The following is a 19,642-nucleotide window of genomic DNA, read 5'->3' on the forward strand; positions in this document are numbered from 1 at the left end:
ACACTATTCAATTGCACTACCGGCATAATAGCCTTCTCTAATTGCATCACCAATCTTACCAAGCTTGAATAAATCTCCAACTTTTCTTGTTTTTAAGTGGTATTTAGCATCAATCTTATCAGCAATATCTGTGACTGGACGCATGCCAAAGGCAGAAATGATTGTATCTGCTCTAAGAATCTTTTCTCCCTCATTTGTTTGACAATGGACACCATCCTCCTGGATGCTTGTAACCTTTGTGTTAGTCAATAATGTGACATGACTTTCGGCAAGCTTTCTAAAGAGGGTAATCTTGTTGATGAACATAGCATCTTTAGCACATTCATCCATCATCTCGACAACTGTGACATCTTTGCCTTTTTCACTAGCAAGTTCTAATGCAGCATCACATCCGGATAAGCCACCACCACAGATGACAACATGTTCTCCTTTAATTTGAGATTCATCTTTATGTGCACTTATAATATCAATGACTCTCTTATCTTCGATACCAGGAATTGATGGTGTGAATGGCTTTGTACCTGTTCCAACAATGATATGGTCAGCTGCTTTAAGGAAGTCCTCATCTCCTGTTACATAGGTATTAAGATGGACATCAACATGAAGTCTTGTCAGTTCTTCTTCATAGTAGTCAGCAAGCTGGGCAATCTTTTCTTTGAATTTTGCAGTTGCGATTGTACGCATTGTACCGCCTAGTCGTTTATTGGCATCATAAAGCGCAACATGATGGCCTTCTAAAGCAGCAACTCTTGCAGCTTCTAAGCCAGATGGACCGCCACCGATAATAATGACATTTTGTGGCTGTTCACTTTTTGTGATATGGAATCTCACTTCCTCCATTGCTTCTGGATTAACAGCACAGCTTAGTTTTGTATGATTGTTCCAGATACGGCCGATACAGAATTCATTACATCTTAAGCAAGGTCTAACCTGTTCACGATGATCATGCATCAGTTTGTTTGGCAAATCAGGATCGGCAATTAATGGACGACCAAGCATGGCAAAATCAGCTTCACCTGATTCAATTAGACGAAGAGCGGATTCAGGATCATGTGTACCGGCATTCAAGAGAACTTTATCGGTATGTTTTCTCGCTTCCTTACAGACATAGTCCATACAAGCTGTGCCTAAATATGCAGGTGGGAAGATATAATCAAGTGTTTCATAACAACCAGCATCAATATCAAATGCATCGATATTACCATCATCTAAAGCCTCAAGTAAGGCCATCGATTCATCCAATGTACGACCACCTTCAAAGCGATGATCCAGTGACATTCTAAAGAGAATAGGCATATCTTTGCCAACAGCACGTCTTATAGCAGCAACCATTTCTCTAGCAAAACGTGTTCTATTTTCAGCACTTCCACCATATTCATCATCACGCTTATTCCAGCAAGCACTCATGAACTGATCAATTAAGTAGCCAGCATGAGCATGTATTTCAATGGCATCATAACCTGCATCGCGGGCCAAACCAGCCGCAAATTCTGTTCCCTTCATGATTTCATCAATTTCTTCTTTTGTCAGAGCATGACAGATGACATTTGGATCAAAGGCGCTAGGAATAGCAGAAGCACTCATTGGTGGTCTGCCCATTGTATCAGGAAAGGCGTTACGACCAGTACCTGGAGAAATCTGACAAACAATACGTGTACCATAGCGATGCACACCATCAACCATTGATGTGAGAGCAGGCAATACAGAATAGCTATCAAGATAGCCTTCCATTGAACCTTGGGCAATGACTTCGTTCAGCATCTGACAGCCATTGATAATCATCCCAACACCGCCCTTAGCACGACGAATGAAATAATCGATCTCTTGTTCATCCTTTCTTCCATTTGTGAATGCGGAATTCGTTCCCATTGGTGACATCACCAGACGGTTCTTGACTTCCATTTTGCCTATTTTATAAGGCGTAAATAATTTTTCAAACTTCATAATAAAACTCCCTTCGCTATGTGAATATTTTAACACATAAGCAAGAGGGAGTATTTATATTTTCTGAATTTGAATATTAGGATTTAATGATCTTGTTGGCATATTCGGTTGGATTAATATCGAATTTCTGCTTAAAGCGACGTGAGAAGTAATGAATGGAAGAAAAACCTAGCATTGAAGCAATCTCGGAAATCGTATATTTGCTTTCTTTGATCAGTTCTTTGCTTTTTTGCAGTTTGAGATTGCTGATATATTCCTTTGGAGCAATATTGAGATTGGCTTTAACAATGCAAAGTTATTCTTGGGTGGTGACCACTTAGGTCCACTTACTTTTAATGATAAACCTGAAGCTGAAGCAATGAAGGAAGCTGCAGAACTTATTCGTTGTTATGTTGGTGCCGGTTTTACAAAAATTCATATCGATACATCAATGCGTATCGCTGGCGATGATCAGAATGCCCGTTTAACTGACTAATCACACTCATCATGACAACAGCAATGACAATAACTACATTAATAACTCTAATCATGTACAACACCTCTTTCTTTACCTCTATTATATAGAAAATGTCATGTATTTTCCTCTTCATATTAAAAATTACAAATTAATAGTGCATTATGGTAATTGTTTTGTACGAAATAGGGTATAAAATAAGTATAGGATAATGAAGGAGGTAATTTATGATTATTCAAAGTAAACGTGTTTGGATTGCTGGTCAGTTTATGGCAGCACAGATTGAAATGAGCGGTGAAAAGATTGTTGATGTTTTAGAATATGATACAAAACCAGTCGATGTTGATTACGGTAATGATCGTATTGTCCCAGGCTTCATTGACATACATACACATGGATATAAGACATGGGATACCAATGATGCAACACCGGAAGGTTTAAGAACTTGGATGAAAGAGATTGTTAAGGAAGGTGTTACAGGTATCTGTCCTACGACAATTACCCAAAGTCATGAAGTTCTCTCTAATGCCGTTAAGAATGTGGCTAATGTTGTTGAAGAAGGCTATGAAGGTGCGGAGATTCTCGGTATTCATTTTGAGGGTCCATATCTTGATCAGAAGTTCAAAGGTGCTCAGCCAGAACAGTATTGTGTAACTCCAAATCTTGAAGAATTCAAACAATATCAGAAAGATGCTAAAGGGTTGATTAAAGTTATTACAGTTGCAGCAGAGCATGATAAAGGCTATAAGCTTATTGAATATGCATCACAGCATGGTGTATTAGTCAGCCAAGGTCATTCTGGGGCGACTTATGAAGAAGCACGTATGGCAGTTGCTCATGGTGCTATGAGTATGACACACGTCTTTAATGGAATGTCACCATTCCATCACCGTGCTCCTGGTCTTGTTGGGGCAGCATTCCGTATGCGTGATGTCTATGGTGAAGTTATTTGTGATGGTAATCATTCCAATGTCAACTCCCTTAATAATTACTATATGGCTAAGGGGCGTGACCATGTCATCATGATTTCTGACTCATTAATGGCTAAAGGCTGTCCATGTGGATCTAAACATATCTTTGGTGGTAATGAAATTGAAGTTTACCCTGATGGTTCAGCACATCTGACAAGTACAAAGGGACTTGCCGGTAGTACATTAAGAATCAACCGTGGTTTACAGATTGTTGTTGAAGAAGCAGGTGTTCCATTTGATTATGCCCTTAACTCATGTACACTTAATCCTGCTAGAGCTTTAAAGGTTGATGATCGTAAGGGTAAATTAAATGTCGGCTATGATGCTGATATTGTTGTCTTGAATGATCAGTATGATGTTGTTCAGACATATGCTAGAGGTAAAGCATACCTATAATAATAAAAGACTATAGGTTATTGCTGCAGTGTTTATTTATGAGAACCAGAAGTTATTGCAAACTTTTGGTTTTTTTTATAGATAAATTATCGTGCGTTAAATACATAAGTACGATTAATGCGCTTGATGAAGAAGGCGTTGGAATATAATATCTTGGTTTTGAGAATGAGCTATTAATAAAGCTTGCAAAAAGAAATTGGTTATGAATAGCTATATAAGTGAGCTCTAAGAATCACCTCTAGTCAGTCATATAGAATATTAAATATTATCTAAAGAGAATATCGTAGTATAAAAAGGCTAAGAAATGTCATATGTAAAACAATGCTATCAATCTTATTAAAAAGATGGAATAGTCATTTATCTATTCCATCTTTAATGATTATTCTTTTTTGAAAGTAATACATACGGGTTCAGGTATTTCTAGTTCTTGATCTGAAAGCAAGAGTTTCTCATTTTCTTCATCAAAAGTCATAACCTGTAATTTATTCTCTTTTTGACATCCAACAATCAGATATTGGTCATCAAGAATATTAAAATCTCTCGGCTCACTTGCACAATGTACCATATAGAGTAGGGATATCTTGCCATTTTCCTTATTAACACGATACATTGCAATAGAATCATGTCCTCTATTAGAGACAAAGAGATGCTCACCACTAGATGTCAAGCGAATAGCAGCTGCAGCAGAGAAGCCTTTGAAGTGATGAGGTAATGTGCTGACATTTTGAATCATCAACAAGCGTCCATCAACATACTTAAAGACCATAACCGTATTTGCGATTTCGCAAGAAAGATAAGCATAACGACCATCCTTAGAGAATATCAGATGACGTGGACCGGAACCTGGCTGAACATTTACAGTATATTCAGTATCTTCCACAAGCTTACCACCATCTTGATAATGATACATAACAATCTTATCAGCACCTAAATCGACAGCATAAAGGAAACGACCATCTGGTGTAAAGCCGACATTATGGACATGAGGACCTGTCTGGCGTTTAAGTAAATCAGGACCTAAGCCTGTATGTCTAACTGCAATAATCTTATGATCAATACGGCCATGATCTAAAGCATAAGCAGCTGTTGCTCCAATATGATAGTTAGCAGCAAAAATATATTTGTGATCATCACTGATGCATAAGTGTGTATAGCTTCTTCCTGACGATGAATAATTATTATTAAGAACAAGCTGATCACCTTTGATAGAAAATGATCCCAATCCACCTCCATCATTTGTACTTCTTGCATTCTTATAAGAAATATAAAGAGTGTGTGGCGTGGTAATCATATAAGAAGGAAAGTCTGGCGTTAGTATATGTTCAAGAAGTTCTAAATGTAGCGTTTCTTTATCCATGTTGACGATATAAACACCACGTTTGTCTCCTTTGCCATAGCTGGCTACATAAAATGTTTCATTCACATTTGACACCTCCATTAAGTCGTATATTCATTTTATCACATGCTTATCATGAATTATATAACCTAAACAAAAACTATAAGCTAAAAACTAGAAAACGCTTATAAAATCATAGTCAGAAAACCCACGACTTTAGAGGGTGGGATAAGTGGCGTAAATTTACGAGAACAGGTCTTTTACCAAAATGCTGTATAATAATATAGGAATCTCTTCCTGAATCTGCAAGAAGGAGAAAAACTTATGTATCTTACTATAAAGCACCTGTCTAATAAAGATCACAAATCAATTAAGGAATTGTGCCATTATGTAAAAATCTCACCAACGGAGCAATCTACAATGTTCATCAGCATTGCTTTACCAAAGGCGAGGTCTTAAGATGCGTTAGAAATTATACTTTACTTAAAAAGTCCCAACTATAAGGCTCTTAATTCTAATATGGTGCAACAAATACTTAAAGAATCTGGCGGCAGGAACCTAAAAAATATCAACAAGTGGCTTAATAAGGAAAATGTGCGCCTGCAGTCTATCGAAGATAAACAGCGTTTTGGCAAAAGGCCTTCTAAGAGGCGGAAAAAGATAGATTGTAACAATAACCTCAATGATTAGATGAAAAAAGCTGATGTCAATGGAGCACTAAATATCATGCGTAAAAGTAGCGTTGTAGATATGAATATTATACGGAAGTGGATACGCCTGTAAGAATAAGAATCTCCTAACTTACGTGGTGGAAGCTTAAGTATCAATCTTCCTAAATGGAGCCGTAAGCTCTTAGAAGCCCATTGCCTTTAGGTGATAGGTCATTCACGACCAATACAAACCAAATAATTACGGCTGTTTTTAAAATAAGGGTATCCTAAATGAATATAATAAAACTATAAAATGAGGCATACTATAATTACGATTGCATATCAAAAACGCTGAATAAAATGTGTTACAAGAAGCCCACTCTCATACAACTCATTGTATATTATATAGAGTCCTAGATTTATCATAGATATAATCACTAGTGAATTATGTTTTTTCTTTTAGGGTTTTTCAGGTTCTTTGAAGCGTAGCTTGTAAGAAGGAAATAAAGTAGCTATAATGAAGGAAATGATGAGGAGGATAATGATATGGATGATAAACTCCTGCTTGCTGTCATGCAGAAGAATGCAAGAATTAAGATGCGCGATCTTGCAGCTGTTTTAGATGAATCTAAAGAAGATGTCATCAATAGGGTCACTGAACTTGAAAAAGAAAAAGTTATTGCCGGATATCATACGATTATTAATTGGGATAAATCCAATACGGATATCGTTACCGCAATGATTGAAATTAAAGCGTCACCAGAAAGAGAATATGGGTATGATCGTATTGCTTCACGTATTTATAAGTTTGAAGAAGTTGAATCAATGTACTTGTTGAGTGGTCGTTATGATTTTGTATGTATGATAAAAGGGCATACAATGCAAGAAGTGGCACACTTTGTCGCTAGTAAGTTAGCACCTATTTCTGGGGTGACTGAAACGGCAACGACTTTCGTCTTAAAGCCATATAAGAATAGTGGAATTGTTATGGTTGAAGATGAAGATGGAAAGAAAGATCGATTGGTGGTGACACCATAAATGGACTATACAAAGAAGATTAGTCATGTTGCTTCAACAATTAAACCATCAGGTATACGTAAGTTCTTTGATCTTGCGAATCAGATGGAGGGGGTTATTTCATTAGGTGTTGGTGAACCAGATTTTACAACGCCATGGAAGATTAGAGAAGCAGCTATCTATTCAATAGAAAAAGGAAAAACATTCTATACAGCTAATCGTGGTTTGATTGCTTTAAGAGAGGAAATATCAAACTACTATAATCGTCGATTTAATGTGAAATATGATCCGGAAAAAGAGATCATTGTTACAGCAGGTGGTTCTGAAGGTATTGATATCGCAACCAGAGCCTTGATAAATCCTGGTGATGAAATGATTATTCTTGATCCTGGATATGTTGCTTATGAACCAGCTGTAATATTATCTGGTGGTGTACCTGTACATATCAATCTAGAAGAAAAAGATCAGTTCAAACTGACACCAGAGAAACTCAAGAATGCTATTACAGAAAAAACAAAAGTGCTTCTAATCAACTATCCATCTAATCCAACAGGTGGATTCATGACCAAAGAAGACTATCAGAAACTTGTACCAATCATTAAAGAATCAGGCATTATTGTCATAAGTGATGAAATCTATGCGGAGCTTAGCTATGAAGAAACACCTGCATCACTTGCCAGCTTCCCAGAAGTAAGAGATCAAATCGTTGTGATCTCTGGTTTCTCTAAAGCCTTTGCAATGACAGGATGGCGTTTAGGCTATGTTCTTGCAAATCCTGTTTTATCCAAAGCAATGTGTAAGATTCATCAATATATTATGATGTCTGCACCAATAGCTGCACAATATGGGGCTATTGATGGTTTACGTTATTGTCAGGAAGAAGTTGAAGAAATGCGCCAGGCCTATGAAGCAAGAAGAAACTTCTGCGTAACGGAATTCAATGATATGGGCTTAAAGACATTTAAACCACATGGCGCTTTCTATGTCTTCCCATGTATTAAGAGTACAGGAATGACAAGTGAGGAATTCTGTGAAGCATTGTTGAATGACCAAAAGGTTGCCTGTGTACCAGGGAATGCCTTTGGAGAAAGTGGCGAAGGCTTTATTCGTGTATCCTACGCTTACTCACTTGAAGAGCTCAAAGAAGCTACATCAAAAATTAGAATCTTCTTAGATAAACTGAAAAAAGAAGGTAAAATGAAGGACTAAGCAAGCAGGAAGACCTGCTTGTTTTTTGTTTGTCTTTATACCCTATAAGTAGTAGTGAAATAGTAAAATATAAATAACATGATATTTTAGCAAAAAGACAAAAATATGTTGCAATTCCATTTTGCTTATATTACTCTAACTGTAAGTGATATCGCTTCAACACACCACCACAATTATGTAAAAATAGAGAGTTACATATAATGAGGAATTGGATACCAATATAAAATGAAGAAGGGTTATTATATTGGTATGAATAGGGTAAAAATGTGTGAAAGAGTGTAACATATGAGAAAATGTGTTAATTAAGTAGCATAAATATCTACAAAGCATATCACGTGGAAATGATATTTATTATGCTATAGTGAAGACAAGCTTGTGACGTAAGCTTTTACTTACTAGGAAGCTGCGCTAACTGATGAAGGAAGGATATGCTCTTAGGCTAAGTAAATATCAAGAAAGGGAGTGAAAAATTAGTTTAGGATAATGCTAAAATATTGTTAAAAAGTGCAAAGAATTTATTTGATTAGCCCTATTATTTTCGAAATTTGAAATTTTTAAGGAGGAAAATTTATAATGAAAAACTTCAAATCGAAACTTATCGCTGGTGTTATGACAACTGCTATGGTATTCTCTAGTGCTGCTGCTTTTGCTCCTGTATATGCTGTTAATGGTACAACAACTCAGTTTAAAAAATACTTAAAGGTTGAACAGGGTGCTACTACGCCTACAGCAGGCTTTAAATTCACAGTTGCATCTGGTGATGAAAAAGCTGCAAGTGATAAAACAAGAAAAATCAATGCTGGTCCTACACCTAATGATGTTGTAGTGGGTGACGCAACTTTCAGCAGTGGATCATCTAAAGATGACAGTGCAACAGGTGTTACAGCAGATGGTAAACAGATTTTTGTATCAGATGTTACTGTTGACTTTACAAAGGTAGATTTCCCAGCAGCTGGTATTTATCGTTATCTTATCACTGAACAAAATCCTACAAGTAGCTACTTCACAAAAGATGATTCAATAAAGGTATTAGATGTATATGTATCAAGAAATGCTCAGCAAGCATTAGTAATCGATGGTTATGTATTACATGCAGATCCAGATGCAGAGATTACAACAGGTACAAATTTAACAAACAAAGGTAAGAATACTGGTTTCGTAAATGAATATAAATCACATGATTTAGAAATCGTTAAAAAAGCAACTGGTAACCAGGCTAACCCTGATGATGAATTCACTTATACATTAACTATTAATGGCGCAAATCCTAATACTACACTTGCTGTTGTTACAACTTCAACAGATGATGCAACAAAACAGAACATTGAAACAAATACAGGTAGTGTTACCAAAACTATTAAGTTAAAAGCTGGTCAGTCATATAAGGTTGTTGGTTTAAATGAAGGTGCTTCATATAATGTTGAAGAAACAGATAAGAATCATTATGAATTAAAGTCTGTAGAAGCAATTGGTAATGATACTGTTAATAAAGAAAATGCTTCTGTCGTTAAAGAAAATAAGACTGTTGCCGATGATAGCTTAACTGGCAATGTTACAATTACATTCAACAACGATAAGAGTGGTACAGTTCCTACAGGTATCATCTTTGCAGTAGCTCCATTTGCAGTAGGTGCATTTGTTCTTGCAGCATTCATTATTGTAAAGATGAGAAGAACAGCTAAGCAGTAATTATGAATTAAGGGGTGTATGTGTTGAAAAGTGATAGTCATAAAACGCTATTAAAATTTGTGATGAAAATTGCACTCTATGTACTTGTAGTGGTTGGGATATTTAGCTTTGTGCTAGATATCCAAATCCACTATGGTAACAATATGTATCCAGCAATCAAAGATGGAGATCTTGTTGTGACAAATAGGTTAGCACCTATTTCTGTAGAGTCAGCAGTTATTTATAAGCATGGTGGTAAGAAAAGGGTTGGTAGAATCATTGCCAAGGCAGGACAGACTGTAACGATTACTGGTAAAGGTAAGTTACTGGTGAATAATGTGCAGCCTGCTGAAGAAGTCTTTTATAAGACGGCTAAGGCTGATTCCAGTGTGAAGTATCCTTATAAGGTACCTAAGGGTTATGTCTTTATCTTGAATGATTATCGTGAGGATATGAATGATAGTAGGACTTATGGTGCTATTAAGGTGAGTGATGTGCATGGACCTTTACTTATTTCTATGAGGAGAAGAGGATTTTAAATGTTTGTTGATAATGTTGTTGGACATGTAAATAGAGCATTTGATCGTATTGTTATTGTAATAGCAATACTATGCTTTCTCATATGTACATATGCATTAATTGATACGATTCATGTCTACTATCATGCCAATGATAATAGTCTTCTTGCTTTTAGACCTGATTTTGATAGTGATACAAATAAGTTAGGTAAATTATCGAAGGAATGTGTTGCCTGGGTGAAGGTGAAAAAGACAAAGATTGATTATCCTGTTATGCAAGGGGAAGATAATTCCAAATATTTGAATATGGATCCCTATGGAGAATATTCCTTGTCTGGAAGTATATTCTTGGATTATCGCAATAATCCCCAGTTTACTGATGATTATTCTTTGCTGTATGGTCATCATATGGAACAAGGAGCCATGTTTGGTGCTTTGGATAAATATCTAGAACAAGATTATTTTGATAAGCATAAGGATGGCTGGTTAAAAACAAAAACAAATAAAAAATATAAAATTAAAATATTTGCGGTACTAGAAAGCCAGGCTACAAACTCCCTCATCTTTTCTCCTACAACAACTTCAATTACTGAACTCAACCAATATATTACTAAACATGCTAAATACTATGACAATACACCAAGTACAAGTCAAAAAATCATCGCATTATCAACATGTAAATACCCAGATACAGAAGACCGTGTTATTGTATTCGGTCATTTAGAGGAGGCAAAATGAAAAAAAGATATATCATTCAACTATTTCTTGTCTCTTTGTTCTCATTGATACCATTACAAAGTGTTAGTGCAAAAGAAGCAGTATCCATTGAGATACCTGTTGAACTTATGCTAAATAAGCAGCATACACAGGGGCAATTAGAACTCAAAGCTACAAGTCCTGATGACTATTTGCCAAGTACTAACCCCATAACTATTAATGGTCAAGGCACGATTACTCTTAACTATACGCATACAGGCACATATACCTATCAATTACATCAGCTTACTGGTAATGATTCAGCAATCAAATATGATGCAACTGTATATCATATAACTGTTTTTATTGGTACGGATACGCATGTTGTCACAATTTATAAAGAAGGCTCTAGCGACAAAGATGCAAAAGCTATCTTCAATAACGTGAAAGATGTACCAAAAACACAAACTACCACAAAAAAGAACACAGGCAAAGAAACAAAAACAGGTGATAGTACACCAATAATGTTCTATAGCGTAATGACGATTGTTTCACTTGCTATTGTGTTTATATTATTAATGAGATTAAAGGAGGACAAAAAATGCATAAAATAAAGCATATAAAGTTATTAAGTATTGCTGTTGCATTGGTCTTAGTATTTTCTGTTGTCTTTCCTTTATCTACACGTGCAGAAAATGAGTCAAGAGACACATTTATTGCCGAGCAAAGTATTAATGGTACGAAAGTAACTGTTAGTGCTGATCCAGAAGTATTTCCTGAAGGAACAACTCTGGAAGTCAAAGAAGTTAACCTAACGCCCAAAGAAGATACTCTTGTTGCCTCACAACAACAAGCAGATCAAAAGAGTATCAAACAAGTTGCCCTTGATATCACAATGAAGAATAAAGAAGGAGAGGAAATAGAACCTGATACATCCAAAGGTAAGGTCAATATATCCTTTACTAATGATGATATTAAAAGCTATACAACTAATGTCTATCACATAGATGATAATCTTAAATTAGAATCTCTTAAGCTTACTAAATCTGATGACACTGTAACTGGTGAAACTACTGGGTTTTCTACGTACGTCTTAGATTTTATTGTGGAGAATAAAACATTCTATTATGATGTAACATTAAACAAAGAAATAAATCTAAGTGAAGTGTTAGCTCATTTATTAAATGTTGAAGCTTCAAAAATTACAGGTATTTCTAACACTGATAAAGACGGTAAAGCAAGTACAGAATTAGATAAATATGGTAAGCTTCAAAAAAAGATGATAAACTTTGGTATCTTACAATTACAACTGAACTACCTAAGAATGGTGGAGGTTTGTATTTTAAAGTAAATTATACAAAAGATGATGCTAATCCAGGCAATGCTACAGCAACTTTAAATGTTAAAGTGTATCAACAACCTACATTTAGTGGTGATGCCAGTTGGATTAATGACTATCAAGCATCTAGAGACGATCATACTCATACAATAACTCTCACAAAGTACAATGGAACACAAACTGATTTAAGCATCCCAGCAACAGTAAAAATTAATAACGTTGATTATCAAATAGTCTTAAGTGGTGATGTTTATAAACATACTGGTATAACATCCATTTCTTTCAATTCATATAAAAGAGATGATGGTACAGTAGTTAGTGTAAAGGCAAGTGATAGTTTAAAAGAACTCTTTGCGTATTGCGTGAACCTAAAAAAGGTAGATCTCAGAGGACTAAATACCGAAAATGTCACTGATATGTCCTATATGTTTGAAGGTGACTATTTTCTAAAGTATGTTGGCGTATCGGATGACTCAAATCAGGTTATCTTTAGTGGTGATGGCAGTCAATTTACGACAAAAAATGTTGTTACCATGGAAGGCATGTTTATGAATATGTCAGATGCCTGGCTAAATAAAGTTGGTTTGACAAAACTAGATGTATCTTCATTTGATACCACTAATTTGAAGGAAACAAAATTATTTGCAGCTTGGAATAGTTATTTAGAAGAGGTGAATTTAAGTTCTTTTAATGGTGCTATTTCAAATGATGCAGCTAATGATGCCAATACGCCATTAAGAGGAAATGATGCTTTAACAAAATTAACATTAGGCGAAAATTGGCATGCTAGAGATTATAAAACATATTCTAGTTTAGGTATTGATGGTAACTGGAAATATATTGGTCCAAATAAGAACTTTAAGAATGTTGTTTTCTCCAATGAAGAAACCAACACAAATTTCTACAAGGACATGGCTGGTATATATGAGAAAACTAATGAAGCACCATCTAGTGCTTCAAGACCTCTTTATGTAGCTGATGGTTATGTTAAAGAAGGTAATATGTGGGAAGTTCATACACCACAAAATACTTTCCACGGTTACTGTCTTGATCACAATCGTTTAGCACCTAGTGGTTATTTTGATAAAGTAGCTATTGAAAAAGATGTAACATCTAATACATCTGATTCAGGAGTTTCAAATTATATCATGGATTATCTTGATGAAGGTAATACAGGCTATAAAGAATTAGGAAACAATATGACTGAAGCGTTAATAGCTTTAATCTATTGGAGTGAATATGGTGGACATAATGGTCAATATGATCAAGATGATATTTGGCATTTCACTAATGATTATTCATCAGGAATAAGTGCAAAGCTTAAAGCTAAAATAGTAGGTCATACATATAATGATATTCCTGATAAAGAAAAATATAATCTTTACATCTATGTTCCTTCTGAATTGAATTTATCACCAGAGAAAGACCAAATGCAAAACCTATTATCTATTGAAGGTGCTAATGATCAAGCATATGCAGGTGTGCAAGTAAAGAAAGTAGATAATACTTCTTCAAAAGCTCCTGTTGGTGGTGCAACATTTGCTGTTTATCATGCAAATGCTGATGGTACAAAAGATACAACAAAAAAGTTTGGTAATGGAGAAGACCATTTAGAATTTACAACAAATAGTGCTGGTATTGGTGGTATTTATCGTATGGACCGTACTGTTGGCCTTACTGTTGGTAAGTATATTCTTGAAGAAATTTCAGCACCAACAGGTTATTTGAAAAATAATACATCATTTATGTTTGATGTTACTGAATCTGATAACCAAAAAATGATAAGTGTTGGAAATAGTGATGGTGTAATTGTAGATGATATCGAGGATAAATATGTTGGTGGTGGTATAACTTTAAAGAAAGTTGATAGTACAAGTGGTAAGCCATTGCCTAATGCAACATTTACTTTATATGAAACAGATAAAAGTGGTAAAATTTTGAATGATGCAAGTGGTAAACCAGTATATTCTAAAACATATACAACTGATGAAACAGGGGTATTGAAAACAGGGCTAAAGGATCTTGAGATTGGTAAGTATTATATAGTGAAAGAAACAGCAGCACCTGAAGGATACGATATTAATCAAAAAGGTACAGGTAAACCATATCAATCAGTTGTAATTCACCTGCGTGATGGTGAAAATGATCAGTATAAAGATATCGGTGCTATTGAAAATGTACCTCAAACAGTAGAAGTACAACTCTATGCGACAAAAGTATTCGATAAAATATCACTATCTGAAAACAAGTTTACTTTTAAACTTTATGATTCCCAGAATAATCTCATTGATACACAGCAGAATGATGATACTGGTAAAGTAACATTCAAGAAGATGACGCTTTCAGCAGCTGATATGCCTGGTAAAGATTACTATATAGTTGAAGAGGATGAATCAAAGGTCAAACCATCAATTAATGGTCAGACGATTACTTATGACCAACATAAGGAAGCTGTGAAAGTTTTATTACAAATGAATCCTGATACAGATAAGCTTGAATCAATCGTAAAGTATGACAGTGATGGTGCGATATTTGTTAACAGATTAAATGTTAAGTATGATGGAAAACTTAATATACATAAAACTGTTACAAATAGTTCAAAATCTGATGATACTAAGTTTGATTTTAATCTTGAAATACAAAGTCCATCTGCTGACCTAGCAGCAAGAGATTTCCATTATACTTTTGATGGGAAAACGGTTTACAAATTTAAGTTTAATAAGATTTCAAGTAAAACAGAAGATAATTTGTATCGTTATAAAACACCTGAAGGTACTTTTAAACTTAAAGATCAATCAACACTTCAACTTCTTGATTTACCTGTTGGCGCAAAATATGTAGTTAGTGAAGAGGAAACAAGAGGTTATATACTTGTAAATTCTGAAAATACTAACGGTACTATAACTGAAAATGTTACAACAGCCAGCTTTACAAACGAAGCGCAATCTATTATTCCAACAAGCGCAGATACGATGACACATATGTCATTCTGGTTGATTGCATCAGCTAGTGCTATTGTTCTTGTATGGATTTTAAAGAGAAAACTAAAAGTTTCTAAGAAATAGTTCATAAAGATTCCGTGATTGATTTCACGGTTTCTTTTTGTTTTAATGAGTGTGGGGTGAATGCTATGAATGAGATTGAAAGCTATATCGAAAAACAAGATGAGACATATCAGGAAGATTTAAAACATGTCTATCATGTCATACAAAAAGCTATTCCTGAAGCTGAAGAAAAGATTTCCTGGGGAATGCCTACATTCCATAAGAAACATAACATTATACATTTTGCATGTAATAAGAAACATGTTGGTATTTATCCTGGGGCAGATGGCGTTGAAGAGTTTACTAAGGAATTGAAAGAGAAGGGCTATAAGTATTCCAAAGGAGCTATTCAGTTTCCATATGATCGTATAGATGATGAGTTGATTACGAGAATTGCATTGTGGTGTTATGAAAATCATAGTAAATAAAAAGGTCGTTCATTTAGAACGACTTTCTTCTTTTTGTCTGTTAATGCGATCCTGTGCTTCTTCATAGCTATATATACAGCCACAATAGTCTTGTCTATACATGCCATATTCACTAGCCATCTGTGTTGATTTAAGATAACCATTTCTTTTCTTAAAGTCCGAATTGAGGAATTTAGGTTTATCTTGTTGTAATGCGTTACCTATTTCATTAATCCAACGTGAGATTTTATGTGGTGATACTGAGAGTACTGTAGTCCAGTAATCAAAGTCATGCTCTTTTGCATAGTTATAGGCATTCTTCATTCTCATGCTGTAACAAAGCTTGCATCTTAAGCCTTTCTCACCTGTATCTTTGAGTGGTTCTAGTTTTGATGTATAAGCGATATTGTCATATGCATCTTCAACGATTTTAATATGTTGATTATAGTCTTTATTGAAACGAGGAATGAAGTTGAGGAGTTCTTGATATCTTCTGCTGTATTCTTCTTCGGGATAGATATTGGAATTGGAATAGTAGATGGTGATATCAAAATACTCAGATAACATCTTGATGACATTGGATGAACATGGTCCACAACACACATGTAAGAGTAATGTTGGTCTTCCTTCAAGATGCTTCAGTTCTTCCTGCATCACAAGATCATAGTTTGTATGATCAATGTTATTATTCATTGTCAATAAACATAGCATCCCCAAATGAGAAGAAACGATATTTCTCTTTTACTGCAATATTATATGCATTGAGGATGTTTTCACGGCCTGCAAGAGCACTTACCAACATGATGAGGGTTGATTTAGGAAGATGGAAGTTTGTAATAAGAGCATCAATACCTTCAAATGTATAACCAGGATAGATGAAGATGGATGTGTTTTCATGAGTTGGTGTAAACTTGCCATATTTCTTGATATTGCTTTCAAGTGTACGGCATGATGTTGTTCCAACGGCAATAATGCGTCTTCCTTCTGCTTTGGCTTTATTGAGCTTGTTAGCTACTTCTTCATCTATTTCATAGTATTCTGAATGCATATGATGTTCGAAGACATTTTCGACTTTAACAGGTCTAAATGTACCAAGTCCTACATGTAATGTCACATCAAGAACTTCTACGCCCTTAGCACGTACTTTCTCAAAGAGTTCAGGTGTGAAATGAAGACCAGCAGTAGGAGCTGCAGCACTTCCTTCAACCTTGGCATAAACAGTGTTATAACGGTCAGGATCATCAAGCTTTTCCTTGATGTATGGAGGTAGAGGCATAATACCTAACTGATCTAAGACTTCATAGAAAATACCATCATAGATCATTTCCATGACACGAATACCTTCATCCCTTACTTCTAAGCACTTTGCTTTAAGTCTACCATCACCAAAAGATATAACACTTCCTTCCTTGATTTTTTTGGCATTACCACAAAGACATTCCCAAACATCATCATGTGTATTCTTTAATAAAAGTACTTCGACATGTGCATTTGTTTCTTCCTTTGTACCAAATAATCTAGCAGGAATAACCTTTGTATTATTTCTTACAATAACATCACCTGGTTTTAAATAATCAAGGATATCATAGAAATGTTTATGTTCTACTGCTCCTGTTGGTTTATGTAAGACCATGAGTCTTGATGTATCTCTTTTTTCAAGTGGAGTCTGGGCTATTAATTCATGTGGTAAATCATAATCAAATAGCTCAATATCCATAGTTTTCTTTTCTTCCATGACTAAAACGCCCTTTCATATACATTATGACCATATGCATCTAGGAATTCTTTTCTAAATTCCAACAAACGATCATTCTTAATAGCTTCACGAATATCCCTAGATAAATCCAATAAGAACTGCACATTATGAATAGACATCAAGCTCTTACCAAAGATTTCATCTTCTTTATGTAGATGTCTAATATAAGCTCTTGTATAGTTCTTACATGCATAACAATTACATTGATCATCAATAGGTGTGAAGTCATATTTATACTTTTCATTATTAATATTCATACGACCATGATGTGTCATTAATGCCCCATGTCTCGCCACTCTTGTAGGAAGAACACAGTCATACATATCAATACCACGCATCGCAGCTTCAATCAGGTCAATTGGATTACCAACACCCATTAAGTAACGTGGCTTGTTTTCTGGTAACCATTTGACAGAATCATCAATCATTTGATACATAACATCCTTAGGTTCACCAACAGAAGTACCACCAATGGAATATCCTGGGAAGTCCATTGAAGCAAGTGTCTTAGCTGAAAGCTCTCTTAAATCCGCAAATTCTCCCCCCTGGACAATACCGAATAAGGCCTGATCTTCACGCTTATGTGCCTTAAGACCACGCTCTGCCCAACGTAAAGTACGTTCAACAGAATTCTTCATATAGTAGTAATCTGATGGGTAAGGCGCACATTCATCAAAACTCATAATAATATCAGCCCCAAGATTCTCCTGAATCTCAATAGACTTCTCTGGTGAGAGGAATAACTTAGAACCATCAATATAACTTCTAAAAGTAACACCTTCTTCTTCTATCTTTCTCATCTTACCAAGAGAGAATACCTGGAACCCACCAGAATCCGTTAAGATTAGTCCATCATAATTCATAAACTTATGTAAGCCACCAGCCTGTTTCACAACATCATCACCTGGTCTTAACCATAAATGATATGTATTCGCAAGAACAACCTGTGACTGCATCTCTTTCAACATCTCTGGCCATATACCTTTAACAGTGGCCTGAGTACCTACGGGCATAAACATGGGTGTCTCGACATCACCATGTGGTGTGTGGAGAATACCATATCTTGCACCTGTATCTTTTTCTACATGTTTTAATTCATACCAAAAATCTTTCATATACATCTCCTTAGCGCATTGACTATTATACACACAAAGACCACTTTTATAAAGCTAAAAACATTGATAGAACCACCATAATTTTGTAGAATACTGTTGGTGATAGAAATGCAGATATTATTCATACTTATTATTGGATATGGCTTAGGAAATATCTTAACAGGTGATATTGTCAGTCGTATTTATACAAAAAAGAGTGCTTTTGAACTAGGTACATCGCATAATCCAGGGATGGCCAATATTACCGCTCATATCGGTATTATTCCAGGTATCCTGGTATTATTAGGCGATATTCTTAAAACGGTCATCGCAATTGTGATTGCCATCAAATGCTTTGATGGAGGTAGAATGGGCATTCTTTATGCCGGATTAGGGGCTACATTAGGACATAATTTCCCATTCTGGCACCATTTTAAAGGTGGAAAGGGTGTCACAACAACTGCCACAACAATCTTTCTCTATTCTCCTATGCTGGCCTTTATTGCACTCATTGCTGGATTAATTGTTGTGATTGTCACAAAATATCTTGCCCTAGGGGCTGTTGTCATTGTCTTTGCCTACATGGCACTTGTAGCACGCACACCTCAGGAGCTTCTTGTCTGTGCTCTATTTACGGCATTAATGGTCTATCGTAACTACAGTCAGCTCAAACTGATTCCTAGTGGTCAGGCAGAAAAGAATGATATTCTCTCAAAATTCAAAAAGAAGCACTAAAAGAGACACATCGTGTCTCTTTTAAGTTATCTGACAAGTTGATAATGAATGTTACGGCTTTGTCCTTCTTTGATGATTTTGCCTTTTTCAACCAAATGACTTAATAAGCGTATGCATGTCGTTTGGCTAAAGCCAAATGTCTTTTGAATATCTTTTCTTGTGAATGTTTGATGATGTTTGGCGAAATCTATAATCTCTTCTTCCTATTCAAAACAACAACACTCTCATCATCCTCAACACCAATATATAATATCCCACCTTTACAATTCGCAAATGCGATTATCTCTTTTTTATAAAGTTCCCGACAGAAAACCCACGCGCCTTTAGGCCGTGGGATGAATGGCGGTTAGGGATATGATATAATATGCATACAGGAAATCCTGTTTCCGAGTCTTTAGAAAGGAGAAA

Annotated in this window: 20 protein-coding genes; 12 read left to right on the forward strand and 8 right to left on the reverse strand. The window is 35.4% G+C overall.

Going from position 1 to position 19,642, the window contains the following annotated elements; translation table 11 throughout:
- Positions 1-3: 3 nt before the first annotated feature.
- Positions 4-1,944: an NAD(P)/FAD-dependent oxidoreductase gene (locus T529_RS0107905; RefSeq protein ID WP_033163079.1), complete on the reverse strand. Its 1,941-nt coding sequence runs from the start codon at positions 1,942-1,944 to the stop codon at positions 4-6.
- Between the two features lie 76 nt (positions 1,945-2,020).
- Positions 2,021-2,233, reverse strand: a complete 213-nt coding sequence (locus tag T529_RS12820) for a helix-turn-helix domain-containing protein (protein WP_081823093.1) — start codon at positions 2,231-2,233, stop codon at positions 2,021-2,023.
- Between T529_RS12820 and T529_RS0107910 the strand changes: the two genes are divergently transcribed.
- Together T529_RS0107910 and nagA are read left to right on the forward strand one after the other, a co-directional pair.
- The gene (locus T529_RS0107910) at positions 2,174-2,419 is read left to right on the forward strand and encodes a class II D-tagatose-bisphosphate aldolase non-catalytic subunit (protein ID WP_033163080.1); all 246 of its coding nucleotides are present in this window, start codon (positions 2,174-2,176) and stop codon (positions 2,417-2,419) included. The genes T529_RS12820 and T529_RS0107910 overlap by 60 nt on opposite strands.
- A 206-nt stretch (positions 2,420-2,625) precedes the next feature.
- Entirely contained in the window at positions 2,626-3,765 is a 1,140-nt protein-coding gene (gene nagA / locus T529_RS0107915; protein ID WP_033163081.1) for an N-acetylglucosamine-6-phosphate deacetylase, read from the forward strand.
- A 379-nt stretch (positions 3,766-4,144) separates the two neighbouring features.
- On the opposite strand, the gene T529_RS0107920 is transcribed toward nagA, so the two are convergent.
- On the reverse strand, positions 4,145-5,188 hold the full coding sequence (locus T529_RS0107920) for a lactonase family protein (RefSeq protein ID WP_238560796.1): 1,044 nt from the start codon (positions 5,186-5,188) through the stop codon (positions 4,145-4,147).
- 1,109 nt (positions 5,189-6,297) lie between these two features.
- Between T529_RS0107920 and T529_RS0107925 the strand changes: the two genes are divergently transcribed.
- The 9 genes from T529_RS0107925 (at position 6,298) to T529_RS0107965 (ending at position 15,670) form a co-directional block, all read left to right on the forward strand.
- Complete coding sequence (locus tag T529_RS0107925) at positions 6,298-6,789, forward strand: Lrp/AsnC family transcriptional regulator (RefSeq protein WP_033163083.1); 492 nt, start codon at positions 6,298-6,300, stop codon at positions 6,787-6,789.
- The gene (locus tag T529_RS0107930) at positions 6,790-7,977 is read left to right on the forward strand and encodes an aminotransferase class I/II-fold pyridoxal phosphate-dependent enzyme (RefSeq protein WP_033163084.1); all 1,188 of its coding nucleotides are present in this window, start codon (positions 6,790-6,792) and stop codon (positions 7,975-7,977) included.
- Positions 7,978-8,550: 573 nt separating this feature from the next.
- Entirely contained in the window at positions 8,551-9,666 is a 1,116-nt protein-coding gene (locus T529_RS0107935; protein WP_033163085.1) for a DUF7601 domain-containing protein, read from the forward strand.
- A gap of 20 nt (positions 9,667-9,686) precedes the next feature.
- The gene (gene lepB, locus T529_RS0107940; RefSeq protein WP_051646915.1) at positions 9,687-10,184 is read left to right on the forward strand and encodes a signal peptidase I; all 498 of its coding nucleotides are present in this window, start codon (positions 9,687-9,689) and stop codon (positions 10,182-10,184) included.
- Positions 10,185-10,901 carry a class B sortase gene (gene srtB, locus T529_RS0107945; RefSeq protein WP_051646916.1) on the forward strand — a complete coding sequence of 239 codons (717 nt, stop codon included), beginning with the start codon at positions 10,185-10,187 and terminating at the stop codon, positions 10,899-10,901.
- The gene (locus T529_RS0107950; RefSeq protein WP_033163087.1) at positions 10,898-11,473 is read left to right on the forward strand and encodes a hypothetical protein; all 576 of its coding nucleotides are present in this window, start codon (positions 10,898-10,900) and stop codon (positions 11,471-11,473) included. The genes srtB and T529_RS0107950 overlap by 4 nt, the downstream gene beginning before the upstream one ends.
- Positions 11,461-12,210, forward strand: a complete 750-nt coding sequence (locus tag T529_RS0107955; RefSeq protein ID WP_033163088.1) for a hypothetical protein — start codon at positions 11,461-11,463, stop codon at positions 12,208-12,210. The genes T529_RS0107950 and T529_RS0107955 overlap by 13 nt, the downstream gene beginning before the upstream one ends.
- Positions 12,195-15,263, forward strand: coding sequence for a SpaA isopeptide-forming pilin-related protein (locus T529_RS0107960; protein WP_033163089.1), 3,069 nt, complete (start codon positions 12,195-12,197; stop codon positions 15,261-15,263). Before T529_RS0107955 ends, T529_RS0107960 begins: the two co-directional genes overlap by 16 nt.
- A gap of 65 nt (positions 15,264-15,328) precedes the next feature.
- Entirely contained in the window at positions 15,329-15,670 is a 342-nt protein-coding gene (locus T529_RS0107965) for an iron chaperone (protein ID WP_081823095.1), read from the forward strand.
- Positions 15,671-15,679: 9 nt separating this feature from the next.
- On the opposite strand, the gene T529_RS0107970 is transcribed toward T529_RS0107965, so the two are convergent.
- From T529_RS0107970 to tgt, 3 genes are read right to left on the reverse strand one after another with little or no spacing between them, the layout of a single operon-like run.
- A complete protein-coding gene (locus tag T529_RS0107970) occupies positions 15,680-16,342 on the reverse strand; it encodes an epoxyqueuosine reductase QueH (RefSeq protein ID WP_033163091.1) in 663 nt (220 codons plus the stop codon).
- On the reverse strand, positions 16,335-17,366 hold the full coding sequence (gene queA, locus T529_RS0107975; RefSeq protein ID WP_033163096.1) for a tRNA preQ1(34) S-adenosylmethionine ribosyltransferase-isomerase QueA: 1,032 nt from the start codon (positions 17,364-17,366) through the stop codon (positions 16,335-16,337). The genes T529_RS0107970 and queA overlap by 8 nt, the downstream gene beginning before the upstream one ends.
- 20 nt (positions 17,367-17,386) lie before the next feature.
- Positions 17,387-18,520, reverse strand: a complete 1,134-nt coding sequence (gene tgt / locus T529_RS0107980; protein WP_033163092.1) for a tRNA guanosine(34) transglycosylase Tgt — start codon at positions 18,518-18,520, stop codon at positions 17,387-17,389.
- 108 nt (positions 18,521-18,628) lie between these two features.
- Here tgt and T529_RS0107985 point away from each other — a divergent pair, with 108 nt between their 5' ends.
- On the forward strand, positions 18,629-19,234 hold the full coding sequence (locus T529_RS0107985) for a glycerol-3-phosphate acyltransferase (RefSeq protein ID WP_033163093.1): 606 nt from the start codon (positions 18,629-18,631) through the stop codon (positions 19,232-19,234).
- 26 nt (positions 19,235-19,260) lie between these two features.
- Here T529_RS0107985 and T529_RS13775 read toward each other — a convergent pair whose 3' ends face one another.
- Entirely contained in the window at positions 19,261-19,428 is a 168-nt protein-coding gene (locus T529_RS13775; protein WP_420801847.1) for a type IV toxin-antitoxin system AbiEi family antitoxin domain-containing protein, read from the reverse strand.
- Positions 19,422-19,571 (reverse strand): AlbA family DNA-binding domain-containing protein, encoded by a 150-nt coding sequence (locus tag T529_RS13780; protein ID WP_081823096.1) that lies wholly within the window; start codon positions 19,569-19,571, stop codon positions 19,422-19,424. The genes T529_RS13775 and T529_RS13780 overlap by 7 nt, the downstream gene beginning before the upstream one ends.
- Positions 19,572-19,642: the final 71 nt, after the last annotated feature.

The sequence above is a fragment of the Sharpea azabuensis DSM 18934 genome (assembly GCF_000702165.1).
GTDB classification, from domain to species: Bacteria; Bacillota_I; Bacilli_A; order Erysipelotrichales; family Coprobacillaceae; genus Sharpea; species Sharpea azabuensis.